The sequence below is a fragment of the Lysobacter zhanggongensis genome, from assembly GCF_046638635.1.
Taxonomy (GTDB): domain Bacteria; phylum Pseudomonadota; class Gammaproteobacteria; order Xanthomonadales; family Xanthomonadaceae; genus Novilysobacter; species Novilysobacter luteus.
Window position 1 is genome coordinate 1 of the sequence record NZ_JBJXHK010000051.1, and the last position, 16,640, is coordinate 16,640.

Genomic DNA, 16,640 nt, shown 5'->3' on the forward strand with positions numbered 1-16,640 from the left:
GCCTCGCGCGCGTCGCGGGCGGCATCGACACGGTCACGCCAGGACGGGCGCGCCACGGTTCAGGCCGCGCAGGTGGGGCGGGCGGCGTCCGTGCCGGCGGCGTCGGTTTCGATGATGTCGGCGTGCACGGTTCCCCCCGGAGTGTGTGCGTCCTCGACGACCTGCATCGCGCGCAGGCCCAGCCGCTCGAACAATGCCAGATCGCGCTCGGTGTCGGGGTTGCCCGTCGTCAACAATTTCTCACCGTAGAAGATCGAGTTGGCGCCGGCCAGGAAACACAGCGCCTGCAGCTCGTCCGACATCTGCTCGCGGCCGGCCGACAGTCGCACCATCGAGCGCGGCATCAGGATCCGGGCGGCGGCGATGGTGCGGACGAACTCGAAAGGGTCCAGCTCGGCCAGGGTCTCGTCGTCGGCCAGCGGCGTGCCCTCGACCTTGACCAGCCGGTTGATCGGCACCGAATCCGGATGCGCCGGCAGGTTGGCCAGCGTCTGCAGCAGGCCGGCGCGCTGCTCGCGCGACTCGCCCATGCCGACGATGCCGCCGCAGCACGTCTTCATGCCGGCGTCGCGGACGTGCCCGAGCGTGTCCAACCGGTCCTGGAACTCACGGGTGTGGATGATCTCGTTGTAGAACTCCGGCGCGGTGTCGAGGTTGTGGTTGTAGTAGTCCAGGCCGGCATCACGCAGGGACTTGGCCTGTTCGCCGCTGAGCATGCCCAGGGTGGCGCAGGTCTCCAGCCCGAGCGCCTTCACCCCGGCGATCATCGCGGCGACCTTCGGGATGTCCCGGTCCTTGGGCGAGCGCCAGGCCGCGCCCATGCAGAACCGGCTGGCCCCGGCCGCCTTCGCCTGGCGGGCCTTCTCCAGCACCGCGTCGGTCTCCATCAGCTTCTGCGCCTCGACCCCTGTGTGGTAGCGCTGGGCCTGCGGGCAGTACGCGCAGTCCTCGGGGCAGCCACCCGTCTTGACCGACAGCAGGGTGCTGACCTGGACCTCGGTAGGGTCGAAGTTGGCGCGGTGGACCTCGCCGGCACGGTGCAGCAGCTCGGGGAAAGGCAGGTCGAACAGGGCGCGCACCTCGGTCCGCGACCAGTCGTGGCGCAGCAGGGGTTCACCGACAGCAGGCATGGGGAGATTCCGACAGACGCGGGCACGCGGGAGCGGCAGTCTGGAAAGCATGACCGGCACTGTCAACCTGGACACCCCTGAACAGGTTGACAGCCGCCGCGCCATCTTCGCCCGCTGGCTGTGGCCCTCGCGCTGCCTGGTCTGCAGCGCGGCGGGCGAACGCCGGCGCGACCTCTGCGCCGCCTGTGCGGCCGGGCTGCCCTGGCTGGCCATGGCGTGCCGCCACTGCGCCCTGCCGTTGGCGGATGCGACCGGTCCGACATATCCGGCGATATGCGGCGCCTGCCTCAGAGGGGCACCCCCGGTGCTGACCGAAGCCCATGCGGCCTGCCTCTACCAGGCACCGCTGGACCGGCTGCTGCCGCGCTTCAAGTTCCATCGCGACCTGGCCGCCGGACGGTTGCTCGCGCAGTTGATGGCCGCGCGGCTCGGGCCGTTGGCCGTGCAATGGTCGGCGCCGGCCACCCTGGTGCCCGTGCCGCTGCACTGGCGACGGCTGCGCCAGCGCGGCTACGACCAGGCCCTGGAGCTCGCGCGGCCGCTCGCGGCGATGCTCGGCCTGCCGCTGGCGACCGATGCGCTGGAGCGGGCACGGCATACCGATCCGCAATCCACCTTGGCCGCCGACCGACGCCGCGCCAACCTTCGCGACGCTTTCCGGGTCGGGGCGCGCACGGCCTTGCCGGCCCACGTGGTGCTGGTCGACGACGTCATGACCACCGGCGCGACCCTGCAGGCCGCGGCAGTTGCACTGCGTGCTGCCGGCGTCGCCCGGGTCGACGCGTGGGTCTGCGCGCGCGTCCCCTGACCTGCTGCCGCGCAGCTGGCCTCGAAACGGGCGTGATTCAGCGCAATGCGTAGTCGCCGGCGATGCCGACGAACACCACCATCCCGACCCAGTGGTTGTGCAGGAACGCCCGGAAGCACGCCTCGCGCCGACGCTGGCGGGCGATCCAGAATTCCCACGCGACCAGCGCGATGGCCACGCCCACGCCCACCGCATAGACAAGTCCGAGCCCGGCACGCTGCCCGACCAGCACGAGGGCGGCGAAGAACAGTGCATACAGCACCCCCTGCGCGACCAGGTCCATCTCGCCGAACAGGATCGCGGTCGACTTGCTGCCGACCTTGAGGTCGTCCTCGCGATCGACCATCGCGTACCAGGTGTCGTACGCGGTCGACCACAGGATGTTGGCCACGTACAGCAGCCAGGCCAGTGCCGGCACCTCGCCGGTCACCGCGGCGAACGCCATCGGGATGCCCCAGCCGAATGCCATGCCCAGGTAGACCTGCGGCAGGTAGGTATAGCGCTTGAGGTAGGGATAGCTGGCCGCCAGCAGCATGCCGACGAAACTCATCAGCACGGTCAGCCGGTTGAGCGTCAGCACCAGCGCGAACGCCACCAGCATCAGCACCGCGAACAGCGCCAGCGCCTCGCGGCCGCGCACTGCACCGGTCGCCAGCGGCCGGCCGCGCGTGCGCTCGACATGCGGGTCCAGCCAGCGGTCGGCGTAGTCGTTGATCACACAGCCGGCCGAACGGGTCAGCCACACGCCGGCAGTGAACACGAACCAGGTCCACAGCGGCGGCACACACCCGGCCGCCAGCCACAGGCCCCACCAGGTCGGCCACAGCAACAGCAGCCAGCCGATTGGCCGGTCGTTGCGGGTCAGTTTCCAGTACAGCGCCAGGCGGGTCTTCCACGGCGCCGGCGACGCGGGGGCGTCGAATCGTTGGTGACTCATGCGCGCAAGCGTAACGGACGCCGGCTGGTCCGCCGGTGTCGCCGATGCCAGACATGTCCGCGCTTTTGCCGCTAGAATGCCCTGCTCGCGTGTCCGGCCCGGCCGGCTCGCGTCCAAGCCAGGCGCCCGTAGCTCAGCCGGATAGAGTAGTGGCTTCCGAAGCCATTGGTCGGGGGTTCGAATCCCTCCGGGCGCGCCAACCTTACGTTTGGTGGATCGTGCGCAATTACGACCTCGAGTTCCTCAAGAAATTCTCCATGGTCATCGGCTTCCTCGTGCTGGTGACCTTAGGCCTGATCCTCGTCGCCTGGTTCGCGCACAAGTCGCTGCCCCAGGACGTGCCCGAAGGCGTGACCCGACGGACCGAGGCGCGCATCGCCCCGGTCGGCGCGGTCTATGCCGGCAGCACCGGTGCCGCCGCGCAGGCCGCGGCCACCGCGGCCGCCGCCGCGGCCGCCTCGGCGCAGGTCGCCTACGGCGGCACGCTCGATGGCGCGGTGATCTTCAACAACCTGTGCACCGGCTGCCATACCTCGGGCGCCGGCGGCGCGCCGACGATGGCCGCGGCCGACTGGGCCGCCCGCATTCCGCAGGGCATCGACGTGCTGCACCAGCACGCGATCGAGGGCTACACCGGCGCCAGCGGCGTGATGCCGGCCAAGGGCGGCAACCCGGCCCTCACCGACGAGCAGGTCATCGCCACGGTCGACTGGATGCTCGACAACCTGCAGTAACAGGTTGCAGCACACCGTCTGAAACGCCGTCCCCAGGGGCGGCGTTTCGCGTTCCGGGGGCCGTACGCCATGCCCGGGAGCGCGGGCCTCCCCACAGCGTGTTAACCCCGGGCCGTATCATGCCCGGATGAGCGAGCCCACATTCCCCACCGGCGACGACTACCGCGCCGGCAAGCCCGTGCCGCTGACCCTCGCCGGTCCCGCCGGCGCGATCGAGGCGATCGTCGAAGGGCCCGAGCCCGACGCCCCCTCGCGGCCACTGGTCTGCGTCATCTGCCACCCGCTGCCGACCGAGGGCGGGACGATGCACAACAAGGTCGTCACGATGACCGCGCGCGCGTTCCATCTGTGCGGTGCCAGCACGGTGCGGTTCAACTTCCGCGGCGTCGGCGCCTCGGAGGGCGCATTCGACAACGGCGATGGCGAATCGGAAGATCTGCGGGCGGTGTTCGAGTGGGTGCGCGCGCAGCGGCCCGACGCCGAGGTCTGGCTGGCCGGTTTCAGCTTCGGCTCTTACGTGGCCTACCGGATGGCGGCCGAGCTCAAGCCCGGCATGCTGGTGATGATTGCGCCGCCGGCCAACCGCGGCTACGGCTTCGACGAGGTCACCCCGTTCGACGGCCCGTGGCTGGTGGTCCAGGGCGACGCCGACGAGGTGGTCAATCCGGCCGACGTCTACGCCTGGGTCGACGGCCTCAAGCAGCCGCCCGAGCTGGTCCGCATCCCCGACACCAGCCACTTCTTCCACCGGCGCCTGATGGACCTGCGCGGGGCGGTCAAGAACGGCATCCGACCGTACCTGCCGGCCGCCACCACCACCCCCGATGACTGAACCACATCCGGCCGGCCCGGCCGCCCTGCCCGGCGCGCGCTATGCCGCCGGCGCCGCCCGTGGCGAATGGAACGACGACCCCGCCCAGCACCCGGCGCTGGCCGAACTGGACCGCTTGCACGCCGCCCTGGTCGACCCGCCCCGCCAGGGCCTGCTCGACCGGCTCCGCGGCATCCCCGCGCCGGCGCCGCAGGGGCTGTACCTGTGGGGCGGGGTCGGGCGCGGCAAGACCTTCCTGATCGACCTGTTCTTCGACGGCCTGCCGATCGAGCAGAAGCGGCGCACCCATTTCCACCGGTTCATGCGCGAGGTCCACGCGCAGCTGCGCGCGCACGCCGGCGAGTCCGACCCGCTGCGCACGATCGCCCGGCAGTGGCGCAACGACCTGCGCGTTCTCGTGCTCGACGAGTTCTTCGTCACCGACATCGGCGACGCGATGTTGCTGGGGCGCCTGCTCGAGCGCCTGTTCGCCGAGGGCGTGGCGCTGGTGACCAGCTCGAACATCGCGCCAGCCGGCCTGTTCAAGGACGGCCTGCAACGCGAGCGCTTCCTGCCAGCCATCGCCCTGATCGAGCGACACTGCAAGGTCCTGTTCCTGGACAGCGTGCATGACTATCGCCTGCGTGCGCTGACCCGCTCCCCGGTCTACCGCGCCCCGCTCGATGCGGGTGCCGATGACTGGCTGCGCGAGCGCTGGGACGAACTGACCGCGGGCGCCCCGCGCGAGGACGGCCCGCTGGTGATCGACGAGCGTCCGATCCCGGTGCGCTGCCTCGCCGAAGGCCACGCCTGGTTCGATTTCGCGGCGCTCTGCGAGGGTCCGCGTGCGGCCAGCGACTACATCGAGATCGCCACCGAGTACCACACCGTGCTGGTCGGCGGCGTCCCCCGCTTCGACGGGACGAACGACGACCCCGCGCGTCGTTTCGTGCACCTGATCGACGAGCTCTACGACCGCCACGTCAACCTGGTCTGCACTGCCGCCGCGGCGCCACCGGGGCTGTACACCGGCGGCCGGCTGGTGGGCGCGTTCGAGCGCACCGCCTCGCGCCTGATCGAGATGCAGTCGGCCGAGTACCTGGCGCTCGAGCACCGCGGCTGAGGCGGACACGCGGTGTAAACACACCCGCGCCAATAGTCGGCCGCGTCTCCACCGCGGACCGACGCCATGACCGGATCCAACCGGCATCCGGTGCTGCAGATCGAGCAGCACCTGGACTTCCAGCGCACGATGTTCCGGCTCCGCCGTGTCGGCGTGATGGTGCTGCTGGCCGGCGTGGCGGCGGCGCTGGCCGGCCTGCTCGGTGGCATGGGACCGTTTGCGGAGGGTCACGCCGAAAGCGGGCCGACCAGCGCGACGTGGCCGCGGTTCACCCGCTACCAGATGCCCACCCGGCTCGTGTTCGAGGCCGACACCGCGGCGATCACCGGCGGCGACACCTTCGACGTGGTGATCGAGGGCGACCATGCGCGCGCGTTCTCGTTCGAGGAGGTGCTGCCGCAGCCGCAGGAGGTCGCTGTCGCCGACGACCGCGTCCGCTACACCTTCAAGGTGGAGCCCGGCACGCGCCAGCAGGTGCTGCTGCAGGGCCAGCCCGAGACCATCGGCCGGCTCGCCGGCACCGCGTCGGTCGCGGGTGGCCCGCCGTTGCGTATCGACAGCTTCGTCTACCCCTGACCGGAGGGCGCGAGATGGATACCGTGTTGCGTGCGGTCGCGATCTACCTATTCCTGCTGCTGGTGTTCCGCATCGCCGGCAAGCGCCCGCTGGCACAGATGAACGCGTTCGACCTCGTGCTTCTGCTGATCATCGGCGAGTCGGTGTCGCAGGGGATGATGGGCGACGATTTCTCGGTCACCACCGCGCTGTTGCTGGTCAGCACGCTGGTGCTGATGGAGCTCGGCCTGGCCTTCATCAAGCAGCGGTCGAAAGTGGCCGAGCGCTGGCTCGACGACGCCCCACTGATCATCGTCGAGGACGGGCAGCTGTTGGAGGACCGGATGGACCGCGCGCGGGTCGACCTGGAGGACGTGCTCGAGGCCGCCCGGGCCTCGCACGGGCTGCGGGACCTGTCGCAGGTGAAGTACGCGGTGCTCGAGCGCGGCGGCACGATTTCGGTGATCCCGGAGAAGTCGTCCGGCTGAGCGGGTCCACGCTGGATCGACGCCGGCCGCGGGCAGGGGTCGATGCAGGCGCCGGCCCGCATCGCACGCGCCGCGGCGGTAGCATCCGGTCATTCCCGGGGAGACCAGCCATGCGCCTGCCGAACGACCGCCCGACCCAGCTCCTGTCCCTGCTGCCCGCGCTGCTCGCGATCGCACTGGCACCGGCCGCCTCCGCACAGACCGCCCAGGCCGCCACGACGCAGCAACGGCCCGAGGTTGCCGCCCAAGCCGGGCGCGTCGCCGCCGAAGTGGTCGAGCTGCGGCGCTGGTTCCACCAGCACCCCGAGCTGTCCAATCGGGAAGAGCAGACCTCGGCCAGGGTTGCCGAACACCTGCGTGCACTCGGGCTGGAGGTGCGCACCGGAATTGCCCACCACGGTGTCACGGCGGTCGTCGAAGGCGCGCTGCCTGGGCCGAAGGTCGCGCTGCGCGCGGACATGGACGCATTGCCGGTGACCGAGCAGACCGGCCTGCCGTTCGCCTCGACCGCGACCACGACCTTCAATGGCCAGCAGACCGGTGTCATGCACGCCTGCGGCCACGATGCCCACACCGCGATCCTGCTTGGCGTCGCCGATGCGCTGGTGGCGATGCGCGACGACCTGCCGGGCCAGGTGATGCTGGTGTTCCAGCCGGCCGAGGAAGGCGCCCCGGCCGGTGAGGAAGGCGGCGCGTCGCTGATGATCGAGGACGGCCTGTTCGCGGGTTTCGAGCCGGACGCGATGTTCGGGCTGCACGTGTTCTCGTCGCTGCCGGTCGGCACCATCGGCGTCCGCGGTGGCCCGCTGATGGCGGCCTCCGACAAGTTCACGATCACCGTGCAAGGCGTGCAGACGCACGGCTCGCGGCCGTGGGGCGGGGTCGACCCGATCGTCGCCGCGGCCGACCTGGTCGGCACCGCGCAGACCGTTGTCAGCCGCCGCAGCGACATTGCCAAACAGCCGGCGGTGGTCAGCTTTGGCGCGATCCACGGCGGCATCCGCTACAACATCATTCCCGACTCGGTCGAGCTGGTGGGGACCATCCGCACCTTCGACGAGGACATGCGCACCAGGATCCACGCCGACCTGCGCAACGTCGCCGCGCAGGTCGCTGCCGCCCACGGCGCCACCGCCGACGCCCAGGTGCCCGACAGCACCGGCAACCCGGTCACGGTCAACGACCCCGCGCTCACCGCGAAGATGCTGCCGAGCCTGCAGGCGGTGGCCGGCGCGGAGCACGTGATCGAGCCCCCACTGCAGATGGGCGCCGAGGATTTCGCCTACTACGCCCGCGAGGTGCCCTCGATGTTCTTCTTCGTCGGCGCGACGTCGCCCGGTATCGACCCGGCCACCGCACCGGGCAACCACTCGCCGAAGTTCCTGCTCGACGAGGCGTCGCTCGACCTCGGCCTGCGCGCGATGCTGCAGGTCACCCTGGATTACCTGCACGGCGTGGAGTAGCCGCCCCGGCGAAGCGCCGGTAGTTGTAGGAGCGGCTTCAGCCGCGATCGTGGGATGGCCCGCCGGCGCCGGCTCCTGATCGCGGCTGAAGCCGCTCCTACAGCCGCGTCACGCGCGCACGTCCCCTGCCGGACGGTAGGAGCGACGTAAGTCGCGACCCGCCGAACCCGGCCGATGCGTGGTGGCTGGAGAACTATGCCGTAATCCGGATCGCGCCCTTGGACGTAAGGGGTGGGCGAGGATCCGGGGCTCCGGGCAACCATGTACAGGTCGCGACTCACGTCGCTCCTACGGCCGCGTGGCCGCGTGGCCGCGTGGCCGCGGGACCGCGGGACCACGGACGCGCCATCGGCCATCCGCGATCCGCCATCGGCCATCGGCCATCGGCCATCGGCCATCGGCCGCGCGATAATGCGCGGATGACCTCACGCGACGCGCCATTGGGCGACCTGCCCCCCAGCAACACTCCCTCCGACCTGCCGCTCGGCCGCGCCGTCGACTATCCGCGCGAGTACGACCCCGCGTTGCTGTTCCCGATCGCGCGGGCGCTCGGGCGCGGCGAAATCGGGCTGTCGGACGACGCGCTGCCGTTCACCGGCCACGACCGCTGGCACGCCTACGAGCTCAGCTGGCTCGACGCGGTGGGCAAGCCGCGGGTGGCCACGGCGACACTGACCGTGCCGGCCGACTCGCCGAACCTGGTCGAGTCCAAGTCGCTCAAGCTCTACCTCAACTCCTTCAACGCCAGCCGCTTCGACGACGACGCGCAGGTGCGCGAGCGGATCGCGACCGACCTGTCGCGGGTCGCCGGCGCCCCGGTCACCGTGGTGTTCGGCCTGCCGGGGTTTGACGGTGCAGTCGACGCCGCTGACGCCGGCTCGATCGACGACCTGCCCGTCGCGATCGACCACTACGGACCGCCACGTGCGGAGTACGTGGTCGCCGACGCCGCCAACGTGGTGGCCGAGACGCTGTCGAGCGCGCTGCTGAAATCCAACTGCCCGGTCACCGGCCAGCCCGACTGGGCGCGGGTGGTGATCGACTACCGCGGCCCGCGGATCGACCGCACCGGGCTGCTGCGCTACCTGGTGTCGTTCCGCGATCACTGCGAGTTCCACGAGCAGTGCGTCGAGCGCATCTTTGCCGACCTCATGCGGCACGCCGCACCGGCCAGCCTGTCGGTGGAAGCGCGCTATACCCGCCGCGGCGGGCTCGACATCAACCCGTGGCGGGCGACGCCCGGCGTGGCGGCGCCGGCCGCAGGGCGCGACCTGCGGCAGTAGGCCGGACGCCCCAGGCCATGCCCGGTGCACCGAGCCGCCGTTCGTAAGCGGCCTGTTCACAGTCGAGGCATCGGTCCTTAACAATTGCCGTGCCATGTTGCCTGCGCCATCCCCAAAGGCGACAGCACATGACCCTTCCAGACAGGAAAGCCGATTTCTCCGGTGTCAGTTCCAGTGTCGACACCACTGNGCGGCCTGTTCACAGTCGAGGCATCGGTCCTTAACAATTGCCGTGCCATGTTGCCTGCGCCATCCCCAAAGGCGACAGCACATGACCCTTCCAGACAGGAAAGCCGATTTCTCCGGTGTCAGTTCCAGTGTCGACACCACTGGCGAGACCACTGGCCGGACGGCGGATTTCTCCGGCGTCAGCTCCAGCGTCGATACCAGCGCGGACGTCCTCGGCGGCCGCGAGCAGACCTACACCGTCGAGCGTGGCGACACGCTGTCGCACATCGCCAAGCGTTTCTACGGCAAGGCCGGCGAATGGAACACGATCTTCCAGGCCAACCGCGACCAGCTTGACGACCCCGACCTGATCCAGCCCGGCCAGGTGCTGCGCATCCCGGCGCACGACGACCGCGGCTGACCGCGGACGCACCCCACAGGAGAACCGCCCGATGAGCTTCAATCCCCGCCATGCCCTTGCCGCCGCCGTGCTCGCCAGCCTCGTCATGGCCGGCTGCAACCGCAACGACGCCGAGGTCGACACCACCGCCGACAGCGGCGTGAACCCGCCGGCCGCCAACGAGCCGGTCACCCCGCTGCCGCCGGCCGAACCGTTCCCCAACACCGGTACCACGCCGGGTGCGGATACCGCACTCGACGTCTCCTCGGTGACGCTCGGCACCGCCGCCGGCGCCGACCTGTCGATCACCAACCCGACCAGCAGCTTCGGCACCGGTGACCCGATCGTGGTCTCGGTCGCGACCAACGGCGCTGCCAGCAACGCCGAGGTCACGGTCCGCCTGAAGTACCAGGACGGCCAGCAGGCCGGCGAGGAGTCCGAGTCGATCACCACCACCGGCGCCGAAACCACCAACTTCACCTTCGAGAACGCCGACCCGTGGCCGACCGGCAGCTACACCGCCGAAGTCTGGATCAACGGCACCCAGGCAGAGACCAGCACGTTCACGGTCCGCTGAAAGTAGCGCCATCTCTCTCCACCGCCGCAGGGCGGCAAGCTGGGCGCGAGCCAACCTCGCGCCCTATTTTTTTGGGCATCCCGTGACACGCGGGGAGGCTGGATGAGCAACCCGTCGCCGACGCCGCCGCGCTACCGGATCAACCCGCCGGTGTTCTTCACGTCGGTCGCGCTGGTGCTGGTGTTCGTGCTCGGCGCCGTGATCTGGCCGGACGCGTCCGAGCGGCTGTTCGTCGCCGTGCAGGGGTGGGTCATCCACAGCGCGGGCTGGTTCTACGTGCTCGCCGTTGCGGGCTTCCTGGTGTTCGTCGTCGCGGTCGCGGCTTCCCGCTACGGGGCGATCAAGCTCGGTCCCGACCACAGCGAGCCCGACTACAGCTACACCGCCTGGTTCGCGATGCTGTTCTCGGCCGGCATGGGCATCGGCCTGATGTACTTCGGCGTCGCCGAGCCGATCATGCATTACACCGACCCGCCGGTCGGCGACCCGTCGACCGCGGCGGCGGCGCGGCAGGCGATGCGCATCACGATGTTCCACTGGGGCGTGCATGCCTGGGCGATCTACGCGGTGGTCGGGCTGGCGCTGGCGTACTTCTCGTTCCGGCAGGGGCTGCCGCTGACCATCCGCTCGTCGCTGTATCCGTTGATCGGTGAGCGCATCCACGGGCCGATCGGCCACGCGGTCGACGTCTTCGCGGTGGTCGGCACGCTGTTCGGCGTGGCGACCTCGCTGGGCTTCGGTGCGATCCAGGTCAATGCCGGGCTGGAGTACCTGTTCGACGTGCCCGTCGGGACCGGCGTGCAGATCGCGCTGATCGCGGTCATCACCGCCTTCGCCACCGTGTCGGTGGCGCTGGGGCTGGATGCCGGCATCCGCCGCGTGTCCGAGTTCAACCTGATCCTGGCGGTGGTGCTGCTGGTGTTCGTGCTGGTGGCCGGGCCGACGATCTTCCTGCTGCAGACGCTGGTGCAGAACACCGGCGCCTACCTGTCCAACCTGTTCTCGATGACGTTCAACCTGTACGCCTACCAGCCGACCGGCTGGATCGGTGGCTGGACGCTGTTCTACTGGGGCTGGTGGATCGCCTGGTCGCCTTTCGTCGGGATGTTCATCGCCCGCATCTCGCGCGGCCGCACCATCCGCCAGTTCATCGTCGGCGTGCTGCTGGTGCCGCTGGGCTTCACGTTCCTGTGGATGACGGTGTTCGGCGATACCGCCATCCACATGGTGATGGTGCAGGGCATCACCGGGCTGGCCGACGCGGTGGCCGCGGACGAATCGGTAGCGTTGTTCCGCTTCCTCGAGGAGCTGCCACTGGCGTCGGTCTCTTCGCTGGTGGCGACGGTGCTGGTGGTCACCTTCTTCGTGACCTCGTCGGACTCGGGTTCGCTGGTGGTCGACATGCTGACCTCGGGCGGCGCCGAGGATTCGCCGACCTGGCAGCGGGTTTTCTGGTCGGTGCTGGAAGGCGTGATCGCCGCGGCACTGCTGGTGGCGGGCGGGCTCGGCGCGCTCCAGACCGCGTCGATCGCCAGCGCGCTGCCGTTTGCGATCGTGATGATCGTGATCTGCTGGGGCCTGATGCGCGCCCTGCGCATCGAGGGTGCCAAGCGCACCAGCCTGCGCGACGCGCGGGTCGGTCCACGCGGAGCGCACGCGGCCTTCAACTGGAAGCAGCGGCTCGGCACGATGCTGCACCAGCCGACCCTCGAGGAAGTCGTCGAGTACCTGCGCGAGACGGTCGACCCGGCCCTGCAGCAGGTGGCCGGCGAGCTGCGCCGCCGTGGGCTGGACGCGGTGGTCGAGCACGGCGAGGACGAGCGGGTCTGGGTGGAGGTGCGCCACGGCAGCGAGATCGACTTCTACTACTCGGTCCGCGCGCGGCCCTACGAGCCGCCGGCGTTCGTCATGAGCGACACCCGCCCCCGCCAGGCCGAGGCACTGAAGTACTACCGCGCCGAAGTACACCTGCGCGAGGGCGGGCAGGACTACGACATCATGGGCTGGCGGGAGGAAACGGTGATCAACGACGTGCTCGACCATTACGGCCGCCACCTGCATTTCCTGGCCGCGGTGCGCTGACGACCCCGATCGGCCCGGCCACGCGCGGCGGCGCCGGGGGTACCCGGTGGGGCTACCATGGCCGCCCCTGTCGCCGATCCCCCGAGGCCCTTCCATGACCACCGCCGCCAAGCCCCCCGCCTACCTCGACGACGACCAGATCGAACGGCTGGCCGACCTGCTCGAACAGCGCGCGGTGCCGTTCAAGGGGTTCAACCTGGAGGCGCTGGACGGCTACCTGTCGGCGCTGGCCGTGGGTCCCGGTGATGAAATGCCGATGGCGACCTGGGAGCCGCCGGTGTGGGGCAAGCCGCCGCGCTGGGACAATGCCGCCGAGCGCGCCGAGGTCGAGGCGCTGCTGCAGGGCCACCACAACATGGCCGCGGCCCGCGTCCGCCACGGCGACGACGATCTGCCCGACCACCTCGCCCCGCTGCTGTGGCTGCCGGAGGATCCGGAGGAGGAGGCCGACGACGAGCTCGATGTCGGCCGCGACTGGGCGCTGGGGTTCTTCACCGCGGTCGAGCTGCGCGAGGTCGAATGGGACCAGTGGCTGGACGACAACGAGTGGATCGACGACATCTTCGGCCTGCTCGACCGCCTTGCCAGCGGCGAGGTGCTGGCCGAGGACCCGACCGCGCCGGCCACTCCGATCAGCTACCGCGAGCGGCTCGAGATCATCGCCGGCCTGCCCGACATGCTCGCCGACCTGCACCACCACCGCATCGACGCACTGACCCCGCGCGAACCGATCCGTCGCGAAGCCACCCCGGACCGCAACGACCCCTGCCCCTGCGGAAGTGGCAAGAAATACAAGAAGTGCTGCGGGGCGGCGGCCTGAGCGCCTTCGCCCGCGACCGGCGCGGAGAACGCCAACACCGGCAGGAAGCCCTCCACGCGAGTACCGGTCCAGCCGTGTAGGAGCGACGTAAGTCGCGACCTGTACATCGATGCCGAAGCCGATGGACCTGCAAACCTCGCAGCGCTTGGAAACAAGTCCTTCGGCAGCGAGCGCAGTCGGCGAGCCACCCCGCGTCGACCGCATCGGCCAGGTCGCGACTCACGTCGCTCCTACACCTGGCAACACGGGCATTTGTAGGAGCGGCTTCAGCCGCGATCGGCCAACCGTTCGCCCGCCCCGGTTCCACGATCGCGGCTGAAGCCGCTCCTACGGCATCCCTCCCGATGACCTATGCGACACGCGTTGTCGCCTTCCGCGGCGAACACCTCGGCGGACCGGCCCTTTTCCCGCTCGACGTCAGTCACAGCAAGCGGGTACCAAGCGGCACGTCCCTGTCGGGCACGCACAACGCGACGCGTCCGTGTTCGTCATGGAAGCCGGTCACCAGGCACTCCGACATCAACGGCCCGATCTGCTTTGGCGGAAAGTTGACCACGCCCACCACCAGCCGGCCGACCAGTTCTTCCGGCGTGTACAACGCGGTGAGCTGTGCGCTGGACTTGCGCAGGCCGATCTCCTCGCCGAAGTCGACGTGCAGCACATAGGCCGGCTTACGCGCCTGTGCGAACACTTCGGCGTGGGTGACACGGCCGACCCGGAGCTCGACCTTGAGGAAGTCATCGAATCCGATCGTGTCCATAGTGGTTCCTGCGCGGCGGCGCACCTGCGATTGTCGCGACTCTAGACGATCCCCCGCCGTGCGTGCCGGCGCCGCCGGGCGGCGCTATCCTGCCGCCGCGGCGCACCGCCGCGTGGAGGACGACCTCCCCCTTCCCGGGCCCACACGACCAGGACGACCTGGCATTGCGGAAGGAGGTCCCATGGCCTGGCTCTCCCTGTTCGTCGCCGGACTGCTCGAGGTGGTCTGGGCGTTCTCGATGAAGCAATCGGCCGGTTTCACCCGGCTGGTGCCCAGCGTGGTCACCGCGGTGGCGATGGTCGCCAGCTTCGCCCTGCTCGCGTTCTCGATGCGGCAACTGCCGCTCGGCACCGCCTACACGGTCTGGACCGGGATCGGCGCGGTTGGCGCGTTCATCGCCGGCGCCGCATTCCTGGGCGAACCGCTGTCGCCGATGCGGGTGACCGCGGCCGCGCTCATCGTCGCCGGCCTGGTCCTGATGAAGCTGTCGTCGTAGGAGCGACGTAAGTCGCGACCTGTACATCGCTCGGCGGGTGGGCGGAATCGCGACTTACGTCGCTCCTACATGGGGAATGGCGTCATGCCATGGCGGTCGCCCGCACCTCAGCGCGGCAGCAACATCACCGCGCGCATTCCCACCCACACCGCGGCGATGCCGAGCAGCATGCTCGATCCCGCATACAGTGCGGCCACCCAGAACTCGCCCCGACGCACCAGCTGGGTCGCTTCCAGGCCGAAGGCGGAGAACGTGGTGAATCCGCCGAGCACGCCGGTAAACAGCAGCAGCCGCGTGCCCGGCCCGAGCACGTCGTAGCGCGCCACGGCACCGGCCAGCAGCCCCATCACCAGGCATCCGAGCACGTTGACCGCGAACGTGCCGAACGGAAAACGCGACGGCCCCGCCAACTGCAACACCCATCCGCCCAGCGCATGGCGCGCGACCGAGCCGGCAAAGCCGCCGATACCGACCAGCAGCAGCTCCTTCAGCGCCATGGGCCACGCTCCAGTGGACGAGCGCTCGCGGGGGTCATACCCGGCTTTCCAGCACCAGCCCGGCCAGCACGAGGCCGATGCCCAGCAGCGCGGCCATTCGCGCACGGCGATCGACCGGCAGCGGTTCACCCGCGGCGTCACGCGGCCGGCCGAAGTCGTTGCGCCACGTGCCGTAGGCGATCAGGGCCAGGCCGATACCGGTCAGCAGGTCGTCGGTCTGCCCGGTGGTGAAGAACCGGCCGATGTTGACCGCGGCAAGGATGCCCGCAAGCCAGACGAAGATCTTCGCGCCGATGCCCAGCGCGCGGGTTGGTGGCGTGGTGCCCATGCGAGTCCCCTGTGATGTTGGTGCCGGCAAGGGTACGCCGCGCCCGGCTCAACGGGTGGCCCGGCCGTCCTCGAGTTCGGCGATCAGCGCTTCCATTTCGGCGATCTCGCGGCGTTGGGTCTCGATGATGCCGTCGGCCAGGTCACGCACGCGCGGGTCGCTGATCCGCGCGCGCTCGCTGGTGAGGATCGCGATCGAGTGGTGCGGGATCATCGCCTTCATCCACGCCACCTGGCCCACCGTCGCCTGGCTGCGCACCAGCCACAGCCCGCCCGCCAGCAGCGCCACCCCGGCCACCACCAGCGCAACGTTGGCCGTGCGATTGCGGTACATGTGGCGCATGAAGAACAGCATCACCAGCGTCATCGCGCCGGCCATGATCATCGTCATGAACAACCGCGTCTGGCTGAACCACACGTGGTCCAGCTGGTAGGTGTTGAGGTACATCAGCCCGAACATCAGGACCGACGCGGTCACGATCATCAGCACGAACGTGCGGTAAGGGTGCATGGCGCCTCCGGCGTAGGCATGGGACCCAAAGACTGGAACGGCACGCGTCGTGGGGATGTGCTCGGGCGGGAGCAAAGCCGCCGTCCGCCTGGATGTCATTCGAAATGTTCGATCCCGTCGGGCAACCGCACCCACGGGTGCTTGCGCTCCCCGTACACCGACACCCGCGGCGTCGGGAAGCGGGGGTCGGCGAACGCGCCGACCGGGATCGCGACCATGCCGGGGACGGCATCCATGAGGTAGTAGACCGTGGCGCCGCAATCGGGGCAGAAGTGGAACCGTGCGGTGGTGCCCTCGTCGCCGGTCCGCGCGAACACGGTGCTGCGGCCTTGCACGGTCACCGCCGCTTCCGGGAACCGCGCCTGCATCCCGAACACGCTGCCGGTGCGCCGCTGGCACGCGAGGCAATGGCAGATGGAAATGCGGACCGGCTCGCCCGTGGTGGTGGCGCTGAGCTGGCCGCAGCTGCAGGAGGCGACTCGTCGGGTCATCGCGCCACCTTGCCGTGGTCCAGCTTCTCCACCCACGGCGCGCCCGGCTCGTCGCGGTACCAGTGGCGCCAGCCGTGGCGGTAGGCGGATTCCACGTACGGGCCGCGCAGCACACGCGCGGTCGCGTCGGCGCCCGCGTCGGTGCCGAGCAGGTAGACCGCCGCGGCCCAGCCGGCGAC

The 16,640-nt window shown here is 70.0% G+C and carries 20 protein-coding genes, 1 tRNA gene and 1 pseudogene; 14 read left to right on the forward strand and 8 right to left on the reverse strand.

What is annotated here, in order from left to right:
* Positions 1–59: 59 nt before the first annotated feature.
* Positions 60–1,130 (reverse strand): biotin synthase BioB, encoded by a 1,071-nt coding sequence (gene bioB / locus ACKVMH_RS09435; protein ID WP_412700097.1) that lies wholly within the window; start codon positions 1,128–1,130, stop codon positions 60–62.
* Positions 1,131–1,179: 49 nt separating this feature from the next.
* Here bioB and ACKVMH_RS09440 point away from each other — a divergent pair, with 49 nt between their 5' ends.
* On the forward strand, positions 1,180–1,938 hold the full coding sequence (locus tag ACKVMH_RS09440) for a double zinc ribbon domain-containing protein (protein WP_412700098.1): 759 nt from the start codon (positions 1,180–1,182) through the stop codon (positions 1,936–1,938).
* 37 nt (positions 1,939–1,975) lie between these two features.
* On the opposite strand, the gene ubiA is transcribed toward ACKVMH_RS09440, so the two are convergent.
* Positions 1,976–2,875 (reverse strand): 4-hydroxybenzoate octaprenyltransferase, encoded by a 900-nt coding sequence (gene ubiA, locus ACKVMH_RS09445; protein ID WP_412700099.1) that lies wholly within the window; start codon positions 2,873–2,875, stop codon positions 1,976–1,978.
* A gap of 122 nt (positions 2,876–2,997) precedes the next feature.
* On the opposite strand from ubiA, the gene ACKVMH_RS09450 reads away from it, so the two are divergent.
* From ACKVMH_RS09450 to ACKVMH_RS09505, 12 genes are all read left to right on the forward strand, one after another.
* Positions 2,998–3,074, forward strand: a tRNA-Arg gene (locus tag ACKVMH_RS09450).
* A gap of 19 nt (positions 3,075–3,093) precedes the next feature.
* Positions 3,094–3,609 (forward strand): c-type cytochrome, encoded by a 516-nt coding sequence (locus ACKVMH_RS09455; protein WP_215219135.1) that lies wholly within the window; start codon positions 3,094–3,096, stop codon positions 3,607–3,609.
* A 127-nt stretch (positions 3,610–3,736) separates the two neighbouring features.
* Positions 3,737–4,441 carry an alpha/beta hydrolase gene (locus ACKVMH_RS09460; protein ID WP_412700100.1) on the forward strand — a complete coding sequence of 235 codons (705 nt, stop codon included), beginning with the start codon at positions 3,737–3,739 and terminating at the stop codon, positions 4,439–4,441.
* Positions 4,434–5,543 (forward strand): cell division protein ZapE, encoded by a 1,110-nt coding sequence (gene zapE / locus ACKVMH_RS09465; protein WP_215219133.1) that lies wholly within the window; start codon positions 4,434–4,436, stop codon positions 5,541–5,543. The genes ACKVMH_RS09460 and zapE overlap by 8 nt, the downstream gene beginning before the upstream one ends.
* A gap of 66 nt (positions 5,544–5,609) precedes the next feature.
* On the forward strand, positions 5,610–6,119 hold the full coding sequence (locus ACKVMH_RS09470; protein ID WP_412700101.1) for a hypothetical protein: 510 nt from the start codon (positions 5,610–5,612) through the stop codon (positions 6,117–6,119).
* Between the two features lie 14 nt (positions 6,120–6,133).
* On the forward strand, positions 6,134–6,586 hold the full coding sequence (locus ACKVMH_RS09475) for a DUF421 domain-containing protein (RefSeq protein WP_215219131.1): 453 nt from the start codon (positions 6,134–6,136) through the stop codon (positions 6,584–6,586).
* A 110-nt stretch (positions 6,587–6,696) separates the two neighbouring features.
* Positions 6,697–8,049 carry an amidohydrolase gene (locus ACKVMH_RS09480; RefSeq protein ID WP_412700102.1) on the forward strand — a complete coding sequence of 451 codons (1,353 nt, stop codon included), beginning with the start codon at positions 6,697–6,699 and terminating at the stop codon, positions 8,047–8,049.
* Between the two features lie 419 nt (positions 8,050–8,468).
* Positions 8,469–9,332 (forward strand): NADPH-dependent 7-cyano-7-deazaguanine reductase QueF, encoded by an 864-nt coding sequence (gene queF, locus ACKVMH_RS09485; RefSeq protein WP_412700103.1) that lies wholly within the window; start codon positions 8,469–8,471, stop codon positions 9,330–9,332.
* 271 nt (positions 9,333–9,603) lie between these two features.
* Positions 9,604–9,921: a LysM peptidoglycan-binding domain-containing protein gene (locus tag ACKVMH_RS09490; RefSeq protein ID WP_412700104.1), complete on the forward strand. Its 318-nt coding sequence runs from the start codon at positions 9,604–9,606 to the stop codon at positions 9,919–9,921.
* A gap of 31 nt (positions 9,922–9,952) precedes the next feature.
* Positions 9,953–10,477 (forward strand): hypothetical protein, encoded by a 525-nt coding sequence (locus tag ACKVMH_RS09495; protein WP_215219127.1) that lies wholly within the window; start codon positions 9,953–9,955, stop codon positions 10,475–10,477.
* A 102-nt stretch (positions 10,478–10,579) separates the two neighbouring features.
* The gene (locus ACKVMH_RS09500) at positions 10,580–12,559 is read left to right on the forward strand and encodes a BCCT family transporter (protein WP_412700105.1); all 1,980 of its coding nucleotides are present in this window, start codon (positions 10,580–10,582) and stop codon (positions 12,557–12,559) included.
* Between the two features lie 94 nt (positions 12,560–12,653).
* Positions 12,654–13,379, forward strand: a complete 726-nt coding sequence (locus tag ACKVMH_RS09505; RefSeq protein WP_412700106.1) for a UPF0149 family protein — start codon at positions 12,654–12,656, stop codon at positions 13,377–13,379.
* A 421-nt stretch (positions 13,380–13,800) separates the two neighbouring features.
* Here the strand turns inward: ACKVMH_RS09505 and ACKVMH_RS09510 are convergent, their stop codons facing one another.
* On the reverse strand, positions 13,801–14,139 hold the full coding sequence (locus ACKVMH_RS09510; protein ID WP_412700107.1) for a tRNA-binding protein: 339 nt from the start codon (positions 14,137–14,139) through the stop codon (positions 13,801–13,803).
* A gap of 181 nt (positions 14,140–14,320) precedes the next feature.
* Here ACKVMH_RS09510 and sugE point away from each other — a divergent pair, with 181 nt between their 5' ends.
* Positions 14,321–14,635 (forward strand): quaternary ammonium compound efflux SMR transporter SugE, encoded by a 315-nt coding sequence (gene sugE / locus ACKVMH_RS09515; protein ID WP_215219123.1) that lies wholly within the window; start codon positions 14,321–14,323, stop codon positions 14,633–14,635.
* Between the two features lie 107 nt (positions 14,636–14,742).
* On the opposite strand, the gene crcB is transcribed toward sugE, so the two are convergent.
* From crcB to ACKVMH_RS09540, 5 genes and pseudogenes are all read right to left on the reverse strand, one after another.
* Positions 14,743–15,132 carry a fluoride efflux transporter CrcB gene (gene crcB / locus ACKVMH_RS09520; RefSeq protein ID WP_251370605.1) on the reverse strand — a complete coding sequence of 130 codons (390 nt, stop codon included), beginning with the start codon at positions 15,130–15,132 and terminating at the stop codon, positions 14,743–14,745.
* A 34-nt stretch (positions 15,133–15,166) separates the two neighbouring features.
* Entirely contained in the window at positions 15,167–15,460 is a 294-nt protein-coding gene (locus ACKVMH_RS09525; RefSeq protein WP_215219122.1) for a hypothetical protein, read from the reverse strand.
* Positions 15,461–15,508: 48 nt separating this feature from the next.
* Positions 15,509–15,970 (reverse strand): DUF305 domain-containing protein, encoded by a 462-nt coding sequence (locus tag ACKVMH_RS09530; RefSeq protein ID WP_215219121.1) that lies wholly within the window; start codon positions 15,968–15,970, stop codon positions 15,509–15,511.
* 95 nt (positions 15,971–16,065) lie between these two features.
* Positions 16,066–16,461, reverse strand: a complete 396-nt coding sequence (locus tag ACKVMH_RS09535) for a GFA family protein (protein WP_412700108.1) — start codon at positions 16,459–16,461, stop codon at positions 16,066–16,068.
* A pseudogene (locus ACKVMH_RS09540) lies at positions 16,458–16,640 on the reverse strand (hypothetical protein); the annotation flags it as partial. The pseudogene ACKVMH_RS09540 and the gene ACKVMH_RS09535, both read right to left, overlap by 4 nt.